Annotated in this window: 12 protein-coding genes, 2 tRNA genes and 1 pseudogene; 9 read left to right on the top strand and 6 right to left on the bottom strand. The window is 41.5% G+C overall.

The annotated features are described in order from the left end of the window. Positions 1 to 136: 136 nt before the first annotated feature. Together A7Q09_RS11555 and A7Q09_RS11550 are read left to right on the top strand one after the other, a co-directional pair. Positions 137 to 295: pseudogene (locus A7Q09_RS11555) on the top strand (transposase); the annotation flags it as partial. Between the two features lie 41 nt (positions 296 to 336). Next, positions 337 to 690 (top strand): zinc ribbon domain-containing protein, encoded by a 354-nt coding sequence (locus A7Q09_RS11550; protein WP_134391206.1) that lies wholly within the window; start codon positions 337 to 339, stop codon positions 688 to 690. A gap of 112 nt (positions 691 to 802) precedes the next feature. On the opposite strand, the gene A7Q09_RS09455 is transcribed toward A7Q09_RS11550, so the two are convergent. After that, positions 803 to 1,597 (bottom strand): thymidylate synthase, encoded by a 795-nt coding sequence (locus tag A7Q09_RS09455; RefSeq protein ID WP_134391205.1) that lies wholly within the window; start codon positions 1,595 to 1,597, stop codon positions 803 to 805. Positions 1,598 to 1,657: 60 nt separating this feature from the next. Here A7Q09_RS09455 and mutS point away from each other — a divergent pair, with 60 nt between their 5' ends. The 7 genes from mutS to A7Q09_RS09420 all read left to right on the top strand — a co-directional run bounded on the left by mutS (position 1,658) and on the right by A7Q09_RS09420 (position 11,968). Further along, positions 1,658 to 4,162, top strand: coding sequence for a DNA mismatch repair protein MutS (mutS, locus tag A7Q09_RS09450; RefSeq protein WP_244228643.1), 2,505 nt, complete (start codon positions 1,658 to 1,660; stop codon positions 4,160 to 4,162). A gap of 172 nt (positions 4,163 to 4,334) precedes the next feature. Beyond that, positions 4,335 to 4,706 carry a DUF423 domain-containing protein gene (locus A7Q09_RS09445; RefSeq protein WP_134391203.1) on the top strand — a complete coding sequence of 124 codons (372 nt, stop codon included), beginning with the start codon at positions 4,335 to 4,337 and terminating at the stop codon, positions 4,704 to 4,706. Positions 4,707 to 4,750: 44 nt separating this feature from the next. Next, a complete protein-coding gene (clpB, locus tag A7Q09_RS09440; RefSeq protein WP_134391202.1) occupies positions 4,751 to 7,357 on the top strand; it encodes an ATP-dependent chaperone ClpB in 2,607 nt (868 codons plus the stop codon). Then, the gene (locus A7Q09_RS09435; RefSeq protein ID WP_134391201.1) at positions 7,358 to 7,732 is read left to right on the top strand and encodes a hypothetical protein; all 375 of its coding nucleotides are present in this window, start codon (positions 7,358 to 7,360) and stop codon (positions 7,730 to 7,732) included. Positions 7,733 to 7,744: 12 nt separating this feature from the next. Further along, on the top strand, positions 7,745 to 8,758 hold the full coding sequence (locus tag A7Q09_RS09430; RefSeq protein WP_134391200.1) for an exopolyphosphatase: 1,014 nt from the start codon (positions 7,745 to 7,747) through the stop codon (positions 8,756 to 8,758). A 97-nt stretch (positions 8,759 to 8,855) separates the two neighbouring features. Next, entirely contained in the window at positions 8,856 to 10,244 is a 1,389-nt protein-coding gene (locus tag A7Q09_RS09425) for a glutamate decarboxylase (protein ID WP_134391199.1), read from the top strand. Positions 10,245 to 10,291: 47 nt separating this feature from the next. Continuing rightward, positions 10,292 to 11,968, top strand: a complete 1,677-nt coding sequence (locus A7Q09_RS09420; RefSeq protein WP_134391198.1) for a SagB/ThcOx family dehydrogenase — start codon at positions 10,292 to 10,294, stop codon at positions 11,966 to 11,968. Between the two features lie 31 nt (positions 11,969 to 11,999). Here A7Q09_RS09420 and A7Q09_RS09415 read toward each other — a convergent pair whose 3' ends face one another. From A7Q09_RS09415 to A7Q09_RS10770, 5 genes are all read right to left on the bottom strand, one after another. Continuing rightward, on the bottom strand, positions 12,000 to 12,893 hold the full coding sequence (locus A7Q09_RS09415) for a L,D-transpeptidase family protein (RefSeq protein ID WP_244228642.1): 894 nt from the start codon (positions 12,891 to 12,893) through the stop codon (positions 12,000 to 12,002). A 110-nt stretch (positions 12,894 to 13,003) separates the two neighbouring features. Continuing rightward, positions 13,004 to 13,077 (bottom strand) — tRNA-Gly (locus A7Q09_RS09410). A gap of 254 nt (positions 13,078 to 13,331) precedes the next feature. Further along, a tRNA-Arg gene (locus A7Q09_RS09405) sits at positions 13,332 to 13,405 on the bottom strand. Next, complete coding sequence (locus tag A7Q09_RS09400; RefSeq protein ID WP_134391196.1) at positions 13,396 to 14,073, bottom strand: lytic transglycosylase domain-containing protein; 678 nt, start codon at positions 14,071 to 14,073, stop codon at positions 13,396 to 13,398. The genes A7Q09_RS09405 and A7Q09_RS09400 overlap by 10 nt, the downstream gene beginning before the upstream one ends. A 24-nt stretch (positions 14,074 to 14,097) precedes the next feature. Further along, positions 14,098 to 14,540: HNH endonuclease (locus A7Q09_RS10770; RefSeq protein ID WP_208526737.1), on the bottom strand; the 443-nt coding region annotated here is incomplete at its 5' end.

Raw genomic sequence — 14,540 nt, 5'->3', positions numbered from 1 at the left:
GCAAGCTCATCTCCGCTACCGTTTCCCGGGTGGCAGACCGGTGGTTTATCAGCATCACCGTCGCTGCCGACGCTATACCCCTGCGTCCCGCTGAAAACCAAGGCGCGACCGGACCACACACCGATTCCCCAAAGGCTTGCGGTTGCCCATATCGGGATATGCGCAAAAGGCCAGAGTCCGACTGTCTAAGCTCCATACCCGTATTGCCAACATCCGGCAGGACGCCTTGCACAAGCTCACCTCACGGCTCAGGCGACGATTTCTCCGCGTGCTTGTCGAAGAGCTGAAAGTGGGCGGCATGGAGAAAACCGGAATTTGGCCTGCTCCCTATCCGACATGGGTTTCTTCGAGTTTCGGCGACAACTGGAATACAAGGCAGAAAGGCGTGGTGGTTTGGTGCTTGGCGCTGATCGGTTTCCGTCCAGCAAGAGCTTTTCGGCATGGGGGACGGTCCAGAAAACACTGCCGCTGGTCATTCGCCAGTGGGTGTGCCCGGAGTGTGAAAGCATCCACGACCGGGAGGTGAATGCGGCCAGGAATATCCTAGCGCATGGTTTGGCCGTCCTAAACGGCCCTATGGCGAGTTCCGACAAATGTGAAGCCGGTGGAGAGGAAAGCTCTGGTCGCTGTCGCATGACGATGGTAAAACTGTCCTCTGTGAAGCAGGAAGTTAGCTTTGTTCCTCTGTGAGCAGGAACGAGTAAGTCTGACGGAACGGTCAACTACCGCATCAAAAGGTTTTTTTCTGACCAGATGAGAGATGGTTAGAAACCTATTTACTTTAGAGAGTGGGCACAGGATACTAGATGGCAACGGCTGCTTTTATTGGAGGATATGGATCATAGTTCAAAAGCTCGATATCCTCAAAGCAAACAGCATCGATGGACTTGAGATGTGGGTTTATTCGTAGAGTTGGTAAAGGCCTAGGGGATCTTTGTAGCTGTAATTTTGCCTGAGAGACATGGGTTGTGTAAAGATGGAGATCTCCAAAGCTCTGAATAAACTCTTTAGGGATCAAACCGCAGACATGAGCTATGAGGTGTGTAAGGAGAGAATAGGAAGCAATGTTAAAGGGTACCCCTAGAAAAACATCTGCGCTCCTTTGGTAAAGGTGACAGGAAAGATAGGGGGCATTGACATAAAACTGAAAGAGAACATGACAAGGAGGGAGAGCCATTTCATCTAATTCAGAAGGGTTCCAAGCACTAACAATTAACCGCCGGCTATTAGGATCTTTCTGGATTTGTTCAATAAGCCATCCTATCTGATCGACAGTTTTTCCATTGGCGCCGCGCCAACTTCTCCATTGGGCACCGTAGATTCTTCCAAGATTGCCGTTTTTATCTGCCCATTCATCCCAAATAGTGACCCCATGTTGATGAAGGAAAGAAAGGTTAGTCTCTCCCCTCAAAAACCAAAGGAGCTCGTAGACGATCGATTTCCAATGAAGTTTTTTGGTTGTAAGGAGAGGGAATCCCTTAGTAAGATCAAAACGGATTTGATCTCCAAAAATAGAATAGGTTCCTACCCCTGTTCTATCTTTTTTAAGGACTCCAAATTTTAATACTTTTTCTAAAAGTTGAAGATAAATCTGCATCGTGACATTAAAATAACAACATATTTTAAAAATCTTTCGCCAAAATAGTAAATGGAGAAGATGAAAGAAAAGGAAAATTTGACTCCCATGATGCGGCAGTACTGGGAAATCAAGCAAAAACTGCCGCCCGATGTGCTTCTTCTCTTTCGTTTAGGAGATTTTTTTGAACTGTTCTTAGATGATGCTAAGGAAGGAGCCAGGATCCTTAATCTTGTATTGACACAGCGGCAGGGGGTGCCGATGTGTGGGGTGCCTGTGGAAAATATCGAAGGCTATGTTTCTAAACTAGTAAAGGCGGGCAAAAGAGTGGCTTTATGTGATCAGATGGAACAACCCAAGCCTGGACAACTTGTCAAAAGAGAAATCGTCAGAATCCTATCCCCTGGCAGTAACGGCTATAGTTCGAACCTTGATCCTAAAGAACACCAGTTTTGCATGAGTCTGTACCATTGGAAAAAGAAATTTGGCATAGCTTTAATGGATATTACAACAGCTCTTTTCCTTTCGGGACAGCTGGATAACGAAAAAGAGATTATGGAGCTAATAAACCGCTACGGCCCTAGAGAAATTATCCTGGCTGAGAGAGCCGAATTTTCATTTATACGACACAACGAGCATGGCAAAGAGCTCATCGAAGGGATTAGCCAAGAATGTTATGTGCACCGATATTTTCCCTGGGCTTTCGATTTAGAAGAAGCGAAAAATTTTTTAATGGCCCATTTTAAGGTTTCCTCTTTAGATGGCTATGGGCTTAGCAATATGGCTGCTGCGATTTGTGCTGCAGGAGCTTTACTTCGCTATTTCAGTGAGGTGCTTCATCAAAGCATTTCTCATATTGTTACAATCCTTCAGCTCTCAAATAATGAGGTTCTTTGTCTCGACTCCATTGCTCAAAAGACTTTGGAGGTCATCCAAGCCAATTCCAAATCCGGGAAAAGCCTTTTCAATGCCATAGACAAGACATTGACTGCTGGCGGAGGCAGGCTTCTTCGAAGGTGGCTTTCTGAGCCTTCAAGATGCCTCCCAGTCATTCAAGAAAGACAACAAGCCATAGCCCTTTGGGTCAACCATCCACAAAAAAGGGAGCAGCTGCGTGAGATTCTTAAAAAATTTGGGGATCTGGAAAGACTTCTTTCCAAAGTTTCTCAAGGCTATGTGAATCCAAGGGAACTGTTAAGTCTCAAAGAGTCGTTGCAAAGACTTCCCCTCATAACTGAATTGCTCTTGAGTATCCAAGATGAAAAGTTAAGGGCCATGGCCCATGACATTTCCATTGAAAAAGATGTTGTTGCAGAGCTTGACAAGGCGCTTGAAGAAAATCCTCCTTTTTCCATAAAAGAAGGAGGGATAATCAAAAAAGGATATTGCGAGCAACTGGATGAGCTTCGGGAAGTGTCCGAACAGGGACAGAAGTTGTTGATTGATTTTGAGCAGCAGGAAAGAGAAAAAACTGGTATTAAAGCTCTAAAAATCAAATATAATCAAGTCTTTGGCTATTTGATAGAGATAAGCCATGCGCAAGCGAAAGCTGTTCCCTCCTATTATGAAAGGCGGCAGACGCTAGCCAATGTGGAACGTTTTATTACTAGAGAACTGAAGGAAATTGAACAGAAGATTCTGGGATCAAAAAATCGGGCTAATGAATTAGAACAAGAACTGTTTTCTAAATTAAGAGAAAAAATTAGCCTTAGAATCCCTGTTCTCCAAAAAACGGTCGATGTGATCAACAAGCTTGATGTTTTTTCTTCCCTTGCTTCCTTAGCTCAAGAAAAAAGATACTGTAGGCCATCGATGGTAGACGAACCTGTAATAGAGATCGAGGAGGGGAGACATCCCATTGTCGAACAATGTCTTCCTAAAGAAGATTTCGTTCCTAATTCAACATTTCTTGGATCGGACAGTAGAATTTTGATACTCACTGGGCCCAACATGGCTGGGAAAAGTACCTATATTAGACAGGTAGCTCTCATTTGTCTTTTAGCCCATACTGGTTCTTTTGTTCCTGCCAAACGAGCCAAAATTGGGCTTTTAGACAGAATTTTTACCCGTATAGGCTCTAGCGATGATTTGTCCATGGGTCAGAGCACCTTTCTAGTGGAAATGAACGAAACAGCGAACATTCTTCATAATGCCACAGAGAGAAGTTTGGTGATCCTTGATGAAGTGGGAAGGGGAACAAGTACCTTCGATGGATTATCTCTAGCATGGGCTATAGTGGAAGATTTGTATAAGACCAATAAATCTCTAACTCTTTTTGCTACCCATTATCACGAGTTAGCCAAGTTAGCTGATTTCTATCCAGAAATTAAAAACTATTCAATGGCTGTGGTGGAAACAACTGGGAATGTAGTTTTCTTAAGAAAAGTTGTCCAAGGGAGTATGAATAAAAGCTATGGGATTCAAGTTGCGAAGCTTGCTGGAATCCCAGAAAGAGTGATAGAGAAAGCAAAAAAAATCCTCTCCTTGATGGAATCAGATAAAAAAAAGAAAACGGTTCCCAAAAAACTAAAAGAGGAATCAGAAAGTCCATCGTTGTTTCCTCATCTATTTGATCAAAAGGAATGAATCTCCTCCAAAAGGCTGCCCAGGAAGCTGTCCAGCTCTATGATGCTACTTCAAATAATGGTGTCCATAATCAATCTAACCTTCAGTAAGCATCTTAGCCTTGTATGAGGCAAAAAAATCTCTTTTCTTTTCTTTTCTTTCTTAGTTAGAATCAAGCAGTCCGGATTGAGCGATGAACAATATTAAAATGGCACTTCCTGCTTTTCTAGGTAGTTTAGCTGTTATTATGGGGGCCTATGGTGCTCATGGACTTAAGCTTGCTGCCCAGGAATCCCATTTCATAGAAATGTGGAAAACAGCCCTCCAATATCATTTTATCCATGTCTTAGCTCTCTTATTTATTGGAAATCAAAGAAAAGGCTTTTGGATTCCTTTCTTTTTATTTTTTCTGGGGATTGTTTTTTTTAGTGGCTCACTTTATATTTTAGTTCTATCGAAGTCATTCTATTGGGCGAAGTTTACTCCAATTGGAGGGGGATGTTTTATCTTTGGATGGTTATGGCTAGGCTTTGAAGCCCTCTTTAAAAGAAATATTTCTGCATGAATAGTTTATTTCCGAAAAACATATAATGGACTAAAAGAAAACTAATGAACCGATTTACAGAAAAAGCACAGGAAGCGATTGCAGAATCTCAGGCAATTGCGACAAAGTATGGTCATCAAGTTGTAGATGTTGAACATTTACTAGAAGCCCTAATTACCCAAGAAGGAGGCCTTGTTCCGAGGATTCTCGAAAGATGCGGGGTGCCTTTAAAGTTACTTCGAGAAGAGCTAGAAAACGAACTAGAAAAGTTTCCTCGTATTACTGGGACAGCTGCGACCACTGGTAGTTATATTAGCCAACGTTTCAGTGAGCTTTTAGTTAAAGCTAGAGAAGAGGCTAAAAGGCTCAAAGATGAATATGTCAGCGTCGAGCATCTACTGTTGGCCATGCTCGAGGAATCTTCTAAAACAGTCGTGGCTAGGCTCTTTAAATCCCACGGCTTAGATAGAGAGACTCTCTTGCGGGTTCTTACTGAGGTGCGAGGCTCCCAAAGAGTGACTTCACCTAATCCAGAGGTTACCTATGAAGCTTTGGAAAAATATGGCAGGGATTTGACCAAACTTGCCGAAGTTGGAAAACTCGATCCGGTGATTGGAAGGGATGCTGAAATCCGGAGAACTATTCAGGTTTTGTGCCGTCGAACGAAAAACAATCCTGTCTTGATTGGTGAACCTGGAGTAGGGAAAACAGCAATAGTGGAAGGGATAGCTCAAAGGATCGTGAAGGGGGATGTGCCAGAAAGCCTCAAGAATCGACGGATCGTTGCTCTTGATATGGGAGCATTGATTGCAGGAGCCAAATATCGTGGAGAGTTTGAAGAAAGGCTAAAAGCTGTACTCAAAGAGATTAGTTCTGCGCAAGGACAAATTATTCTTTTCATTGATGAAATTCATACTGTGGTTGGGGCGGGCAAAGCTGAAGGAGCTATTGATGCAGGTAACATGCTCAAGCCAATGCTGGCAAGGGGGGAGCTTCATTGTATTGGAGCAACCACTCTGGACGAGTATCGGAAATATATAGAAAAAGATGCAGCTCTTGAAAGAAGATTTCAGCCCGTATTGGTAGAAGAACCCACGGTTGAGGATACAATCTCCATTCTTCGGGGTTTGAAAAACCGCTACGAAGTCCATCATGGAGTGAGAATCCAAGATGCTGCTCTTGTTGCTGCGGCTGTGTTGTCTCATCGCTATATTTCGGATCGTTTTCTGCCAGATAAGGCTATTGATCTTGTTGATGAAGCGGCTGCCAAACTAAAGACAGAAATAGAAAGCATGCCCGAAGAACTAGAATCTTTGGAAAGAAAAGTTCTGCAATTAGAAATAGAAAGGGAGGCCTTAAGAAAAGAAAAGGACGAAGCTTCTCAGAAAAGGTTGGAAGAACTAGAAAAGGAGCTAGCAGAATTAAAGTCTGAAAGAGATCGAATGAGGGCCAACTGGGAAGCAGAAAAAGGATCGATTATGGAGCTTCAGCGTCTTAGAGAAGAGTTACAAAAGGCTGAACAGGAAATTGAAAAAGCTCAAAGAGAATATGATTTGAATAAAGTGGCCGAATTGCGTTATGGGAAAATACCGACCCTTACTAAACAGATCCAAGAGCTTGAATCAAAAATATCCGAAGGCAACGGCTCCAAACATCGGATGATCCAAGAAGAGGTGACCCCAGATTTGATTGCTGAAATTGTTTCTCGCTGGACAGGGATTCCGGTAGCTCGTCTTTTAGAAGGAGAAAAAGAAAAGCTGCTCAAACTGGATCAGATCCTTCACAAGAGGGTTGTTGGACAAGATGAAGCAGTCAATGCCGTAGTGGATGCTATTCTTAGAGCCCGTTCAGGCCTGAAAGATCCGAAGCGACCTATTGGTTCTTTTATATTTTTGGGACCCACAGGAGTAGGAAAGACAGAATTGGCGCGTTCTCTTGCAGAAGCTCTTTTCGATAGTGAAGAAAACATGATCCGACTGGATATGAGTGAATATATGGAAAAGCATACGGTAGCGCGCCTCATTGGAGCTCCCCCTGGTTATGTCGGATTTGAGGAAGGCGGACAACTAACTGAAGCTGTTCGCAGAAAACCCTATTCGGTACTTTTGCTTGATGAAATAGAGAAAGCGCATCCGGAGGTTTTCAATCTTTTCTTACAGATTTTGGAGGATGGTCGGCTAACCGATGGCCATGGTAGAACGGTCGATTTTAAAAATACCATTATTATAATGACTTCTAACATTGGTAGTGTGTATCTGACAGAGGCGGCCTTAATGGGGGGAACTATAAGGGAGGATGTGAGAACAAAAATCATGGAGGAATTACGAGCTGTTTTTCGACCTGAATTTTTGAATCGAATTGACGAAGTTGTTATTTTTAAGCCTTTGAGTTTAAACGAAATCAAACAAATTGTCGATTTACAGCTGGTACTCATTAAAAACAGGCTTCATGAAAAATATATTGAATTGGAACTAAGTGAGAGCGCAAAGGAACATCTAGCACATGAAGGCTATAGTCCCATTTATGGAGCAAGGCCTCTTCGAAGAATCCTTCAAAAAGAGATCGAAACTCCCCTTTCTAGAAAAATTATTGCAGGGGAGATTGTCGAACATGATCATGTTTTCGTTGACTTCAAAGATGGAAAGTTACATTTTGAAATAAGGAAATCCTAGATGAAAGAGCTTTCGCCAGCTTTGCTTTCTTCTGCTCTAGAGGAAAAAATACAGGCAAGAATTTCGGAGCTCTCTATCCAGCTTGACCAGCTGGTGGCTGCTTATCTTTCTAGGCTTCATAGAGAAATAGAGGATTTATCCTTAGAAATCTCTCTCATCAATAAGCATGCGCCGGATACCCGAAAGAAAATGAAGCTATTAAGCCAGCTACTGAAAACTCTTGAAAGGGTTCAAATCAGAGCTGAAAAAGGCAGAAGAAAAGATTTAAAGAAAATAGATTCCTTAATCGGCTATCTTTCTGAACAGCTTGAAAAAGAGAGCAAGGAGTTAAAAGTCTCTACCTTTGTTCTTTCATTAGAAAGACAAATCAAATAATGACTAACTTGCATGATCTTTTCTGAGCAAAATCCTTCTATTGAAAACAATTCAGGATCAAATTCTTTTTGTGAGCCTTCAGAAAACCGGAATTATTTTGCCGTTTATGATATTGGAAGCAATACAATAAAATTTCTAACAGCAAGGAAGAAAGACGAAAAAACTATCGATTTTCTTTTGCATCTGAGTTATACGACAAGACTTGCTGATAAGCTCTTTTTCACAGGAGAACTTTCTCAGGATGCTATTTATAGAACCCTGGATATCTTGCGACAGCTTCGGATGCGGGCTGATAAATTAAAAGTAGGTAGTCGCATAGCCGCAGCAACCAGTGCCGTACGAGATAGTAAAAATAGGAAAAAATTTTTAAAAGCAGCCGAAGAGGTGCTTGGTCATAAAATTCTTTTGTTAAGTGGAGAAGACGAAGCAAAAACCATCTATAGAGGCGTCTGTTCTGATCCTTCCCTTCAGGGGAAGGATAATTTTCTAACTGTCCTTGATGTGGGCGGGGGAAGCTCGGAATGGATTTGTGGTAAAGATAAAAAACCAGAACGGTTTTTAAGCCTTCCTTTGGGGGCCATCCGAATCAAAGACCGGTTTATTACAGCCTATCCTATTGGCACAAAAGCAGTGGCTCAAATGCTGCTTTGTCTGGAAAAACAGTTAAAAGAACAGTTAAAGGATTTTAAAAATTACTGTCAGCAAATCATTGGAACAGGCGGGACGGTTGCAGCCATGGCAAATATATTTCAAGAATCTCCAAAAGAAGATTTTTTGAAAACACATCTTTATACAATGGAAACAGATGCCATTCAAAAAAAGATAGAAGAGCTTTCTTGCTATGATTTAACAAAACTTGCCACTGTTCCTGGATTACCACAAAATCGGATTGAAATCATAATCCCTGGAATGGCTGTTGTTTTTTCAACCTTATCTGTTTTAGGAGCAAACTCCATTACCTCCAGTATCCGCGGGTTACGCTATGGCCTTCTTGATTTACTTATAAGTGAATCCAACAAGCTTTAATTTTTTTTCTGTGTTAATATATTCAAAAGAATGCCTTGTGTCTTTTTGTCACTAAGGCTCTTTAGAACAAAAAGATGAAATTAAAAAGGTAGAGGGCATGCATACACTATTCGATAATCATAACCACGACAAACTAGAAGAAATTATTTATCCAGCTTATGCAAGGCGGGATATGGTCGAGCCCGTTCCGAAGTATCAACTGCCCACTAATGGCATGCCACCAGAGGTAGCCGCTCAAATTATAAGAGATGAATTAATGCTAGAAGGTAATCCACGACTTAATTTAGCTACCTTTGTGACGACATGGATGGAAAAAGAGGCAAAAGAACTCATAGCCGAAACATTAGATAAAAACTTAATAGACAAGGATGAATATCCCAAAACGGCTGAAATAGAGAAAAGATGTGTCCGGATGATTGCCAAACTTTTTCATGGTGCCGCGCATGAAAAGCCCATGGGGACCTCAACAATAGGCTCTTCTGAAGCCATAATGCTTGCTGGGTTAGCCATGAAATGGAATTGGAAAAAAAGACAAAAGAAACCGGGGAATTCCTCCAAAGTGCCTAATCTGGTTATGGGAACCAATGTTCAGGTGGTTTGGGAAAAATTTTGCAGATACTTCGAGGTAGAGCCGCGCATGATTCCTGTTGTTCCAGGCAGTTACTCAACAAATCCAGAGAAAGTGGCTTCCTATTTAGATGAAAATACGATAGGGGTTGTAGCCATTCTAGGAACGACTTATTCAGGAGAGTTTGAACCAATTGAACAAATCCATGAGGTTATAAAGGATTTCTCCATAACCAATGGTGTTAAAATTCCCCTGCATATCGATGCAGCCAGTGGTGGGTTTGTTGCTCCATTCATTCATCCAGAGCTTCAATGGGATTTCCGACTTCCTCTGGTCGAATCCATAAATGTTTCTGGTCATAAATATGGGCTGGTTTATCCTGGAATAGGATGGGTTGTTTGGAGAAGTGAATCGTCCTTACCTGAAGAACTCATTTTCAAAGTCAATTATCTTGGGGGTGAACTTCCCACATTTACTTTGAATTTTTCAAGGCCTGGAAGCCAGGTCATCGCCCAGTATTATAACTTTCTTAGATTAGGGAAAGAAGGGTATACGAATATTTTCAAAGCTATGCAGGCGATCAGTCTCCATTTGGCTGATCAAATTGATTCCCTTGGAATATTTCATGTGATCAGTCGAGGCAAAGACATCCCTGTTATCTGCTTTGAGATAAAGACCGAAGAGCCTTTTACCGTATTTGACCTTTCATACAGGCTTAGAGAAAAAGGATGGCAGATCCCTGCTTATTTTATGCCTCCAAATGCACAAAATACCGCGGTCATGCGAATCGTTATCCGAGAAGGTTTTTCTAGAGACATGGCAGATCTGCTTTTTAAAGATATCAAAAGCTCGGTTGATGAACTCCGATCAAGGACCCACAGGCATCCACCAAAAAAATCTCTCCGATTTATTCATTGATTTTTCTTTTGGGCGCTAGCCTTTTTTTTTTCTGCTATTTTAAAAAGATGGAAAAGAGTTTAGAAAACCGCTATTTAGCTGTTTTTGACTATCATGAGAGAACAAAGCACCGGCTTCAGGCATATGCTCCCTCCCCGATGTTCCTTGACTGGGAGAATGAACCTTTCCTGTTCCGTGTTTATGAAGGGGCATTTAAAATTTTCCTGCCAATACTAAAAGAAATTCCTTCTCCGTCTTTCGACTCCCTTGGCTATAAGTCTATCGATCCACACCCCATTTCTATTGAGTCGATCAGTCTTTTTTTATTGGATAGTTTAGCTATCTCTGCTTGGAAATCAGCTCCAGGGCTTACGCCTTGGAGTTTGCGAATAAACCCTTCTAGCGGCAATCTCCATCCTACCGAAGTATATTTATTGCTCGATGCGATAGGGAATGAAGAAACCCAAACGGCTTTATATCATTACTGTGCCCTTTACCATTGTTTAGAAAAAAGGGCTATTCTAGGAAAAAATCTCCTTAGGGAATGGGGACTAACCAATCAATTTTTTCTTGTTGGAATAAGTTCTATTTTTTGGAGAGAATCCTGGAAATATGGAGAAAGAGCATATCGATATTGCCAGTTGGACATCGGCCATGTTTTAGGAACAATCAGTTATGCTGCTGCAATGCTTGGCTGGAATACCTATATTATTGAGGGAGTAGGCACGGAGCTGCTTGGCTCTATCTTAGGAATTGCTTCTCAAAGAGGCATGGAAAAAGAATATCCAGAAATACTTTTGTTAATCAGTCCTCCACAAAAGAAAAAGCCACAACTTTTCCTAACAGAAGAAAAATTTGAAAAACTTATTCCTCAGATGCTTTTTGGCCTTCCCAATAGACTCAGTAAGGAACATTTTCCTTGGCCTGTAATAGAAACAATCAGTGAAGCCTGCCAGCAAGCCTCTTCTTTTCCTATTGCAATACAATTAGATAAGGAACTATCTCAGAATGATTCACAAAGTATTCCTTCCTTTGATCGAAAGGTTGCGGCAAGAGAAATTATTAGGAGAAGGAGGAGTGCACAAGCTATGGATAATAAAGCCTGGCTCGATAAGGACCATTTTCGTCTTCTTCTTCATAAAATAAAAAGTACTTTGAGCAATCGAAAGTTTCCATTTGATCTTTTTAGAGAAAATTTTATCGTGGCTTTACTTTTTTTTGTCAATCGGATTGAAGGACTGCCTCGAGGATTATATCTTTTGAATATTTCTTCAGATCTAGCAAGAATTACCCAAATGCTAGATCAAGACTTTTTATGGGAAATCATCTTTGCCCCGCTTCCCTTTTTCTTTCTTAAGCCGTTTCGCACAGATTTGATTGTTCAAACCATTCATTGTCACCAATCGATAGCTTCTAATGGGTTTTTTTCCCTTGGCATAATTGTTGAATTTGAGAAATCCCTCCAACTTCTTGGCCCAACTGTTTATCGGGAGCTTTTTTGGCAATGCGGTCTCTTAGGCCAATTTCTTTACCTTGAGGCAGAAGCCAGTGGATTTAGAGGCACTGGCATAGGCTGTTTTTTCGATGATGAATGTCATAGACTTCTCGGAATAAACGATAAACAATGGCAATCTCTTTATCATTTTACCATCGGAAAAGAAATCATTGATGAGAGGATTCAGAAAATTGATCCTTACTTTTTCCTAGAAAAAATAAGGAAAGAGCTTGTGAATAATAGAAGCTAAAATGTTTTTTAATTGAACTGTGTTCTTTCTTTTAATCTCTCACGACGACGGGAGTACCTAAGGGAACAAGAGGGTAAAGATCTTGAGCAAAACTTTTCGGAAGCCTTACGCAGCCATGCGAAGCAGCATAACCTGGCAGATAACCCCCATGAAGACCAACGCCGTCATCAGTTAGCCTAAGGAAAAAGGGCATATCGGCCGGCTCATAATGAAGCCCAGCAGGGGGAGTCATGCACACTGTTGCATTAGCATAGATTATTTTTCCTTTTGAATCGACAAAGCAGCCATACCTGTTTGACCGATGAAGAATTTCTTTATTGATGACTGTAAATCTTCCAAGGGGAGTGGGATGATCTTTGGTTCCAGAACAAATGGGAGAGATCGCAGCCAATCTGCCCCCTTGATACACGTAGAGCTTTTGTTCGCTGAGGTTGATCTCAAGTTTGGTTACTTTTTCAGAAGGATTAATGTTCCACCAGATCGCAGGCAAAATTCTATGGATGATATAAACTCGTTCGGATCCAGGCTTTTTATCTACTGAATTATTAACCGAAGAGGAGTGATTCTGTTTTTTTTCTAGTTTTTCTTGTTCTTTTTTCTTTTTTTCTTCTTCTTCTTTTCGTTTCTTTTCTTCTTTTTCTAGTTTTTTAAGTCTTTTTTTCTCTTCTTTTTCCTTTTGCTTTAATGCCTTTTTTTCTTCTTCAGTCAATATTGGAGATACATCCGGAGTGGGTTCAGTCAAGGATTCGTTTTCGAAGCTTCCTTGAGTATTTAGTTCTTGTGAACTGCTCCCATTGTCATTGTTTTCGAACAATGGAGCGTTGGAGCTCTCCATTGCATGGCTAAGTTGTTGGCAGATCACAAAGAGCGTAAAAGAAAAAAACAAGAGGAAAATAAATCTTTTAACCAAAATGTTAGAGATCATTTGTTCTAAGTAAAACATATATAAATAGTTTTCTTTATAAAGAAGTCGAGAAATATCTCATGTAGACAAAGCAGTTGATAGAAAAAAATAGAAAAGAAATCTTAAAAAAATGGAGCGGGTGAAGGGAATCGAACCCTCGTGTGCAGCTTGGAAGGCTGCCGTTCTACCATTGAACTACACCCGCTTAAGAAGAAAATCCTTAAAAAGCAACACGACCCATTAAATAGAATAGGATCCTGTATTTTTTTTATATATTCAATGGAAGAATCAAATCAACCATTTTTGTGATACTCTCCTATCCCCTAAAGGATAGGCTTCTCACCAGATCCTCACAAGCCCTAAGCCCACCCCTAAAATAGCTTTGTTGTAGTAGTTTATCTGAGGGCTACCTGTAAGGAAAAAAGGTTTTTTAGAGTAGAAAACAGCTTTCTTTTTTTTTGGGCCCTACAGGATTTGAACCTGTGACCTGCTGATCCGTAGTCAGCCGCTCTGATCCGCTGAGCTAAGGGCCCTGCTTTTCTAGAGGAAGATCTTTTTTTAAATCTTGCTGTGGCGTTTTTTTGTTGGAAAGATTTTCCTTTCCATCTTCTCCTCCAAGAAATGTAAGCACCTCATTCCAAGAAAGCCAAAAAAATCCGTTTTTATATTCTTTATAGCGTTCGAGAATTTTTAAGATATAGCGTTTGGTGGAAGGAAAATCGATTTTTTGTAAAAAAGCTGCAGAACTTGTTGGATTTTGAGGATCCACCCAATGCAACGCATTGCGTCTTCCGGCATTATATTCAGCAAGAGCGAAAACAGCAGGATTGTCCGTTTTCTGCCATCGTTGCAGAGCCTGGCCTAAATACCAGCTGCCTATTTGAATGTTTAACTTAGGATCCAAAAGGGCATCGATAGAAATAGGTTGGGTTTTTTCTTTCTGTATCCAATCCTTGAGTGCAGGTTCTCTAATTTGCATTAAGCCTCTTTCCCCATTTTTCCCTATTTTTTGAGGGCGAAAACGACTTTCTTTCCAAATGATCGCTTTAATGAGCAGAGGATCTACTCCATATTCATGAGCGTATTCGGCAATGAGATCATCGTATTTCATTTCGATTTTTGAAGCGATATCCTGCCATAGAAAAAGGATGATGACGATCGTTAACAATAGGATGAGAATCAGGTTAATCGTTTTTGTCATGATTTATTTTTTTTGGAAGAATATTCAAGAGAGAAAGCCATTCATCCAGTTGCGCGGGAAACCCCGGCATTCATGCCAGGGGGGATAGCTCGGCGACGTAAGCCGCCCCAGTTCCCGCCGTCTCCTTTGTCCAATGCTATCTTGGTCCACGAATACCCTATCCATCTTCACGCCCGACCAAGGTAGAGAATCGGTGCTTGCCTTCCCTTGCACCAGCCCGTTACCGGTCTGGAGGTCAAAACTTCCACTGGCACGGATGGTGAGATTGCTCAGGCGGTCGCTGCCGCCCTTTGAGCGGAGATGGATATGGTCAATCTCCAGCGGTAATCCAGTGGCGTCACAATAGGCGCACTTGCGACCCCACTTCTCCAGCAGATACTCCCCTACCTCATAGCCAAACAAGCTGCCTTGCTGTTTCTCCGTTCCGGAGATTTCGGGGTGCTTCAGGGCCTGGGTGTCGAACCGCA

It is taken from the genome of Methylacidiphilum sp. Yel (assembly GCF_004421185.1).
GTDB lineage: Bacteria > Verrucomicrobiota > Verrucomicrobiia > Methylacidiphilales > Methylacidiphilaceae > Methylacidiphilum.
Note: the sequence above shows the minus strand (reverse complement) of the source record. Positions and strands in the feature narration are given on the sequence as shown.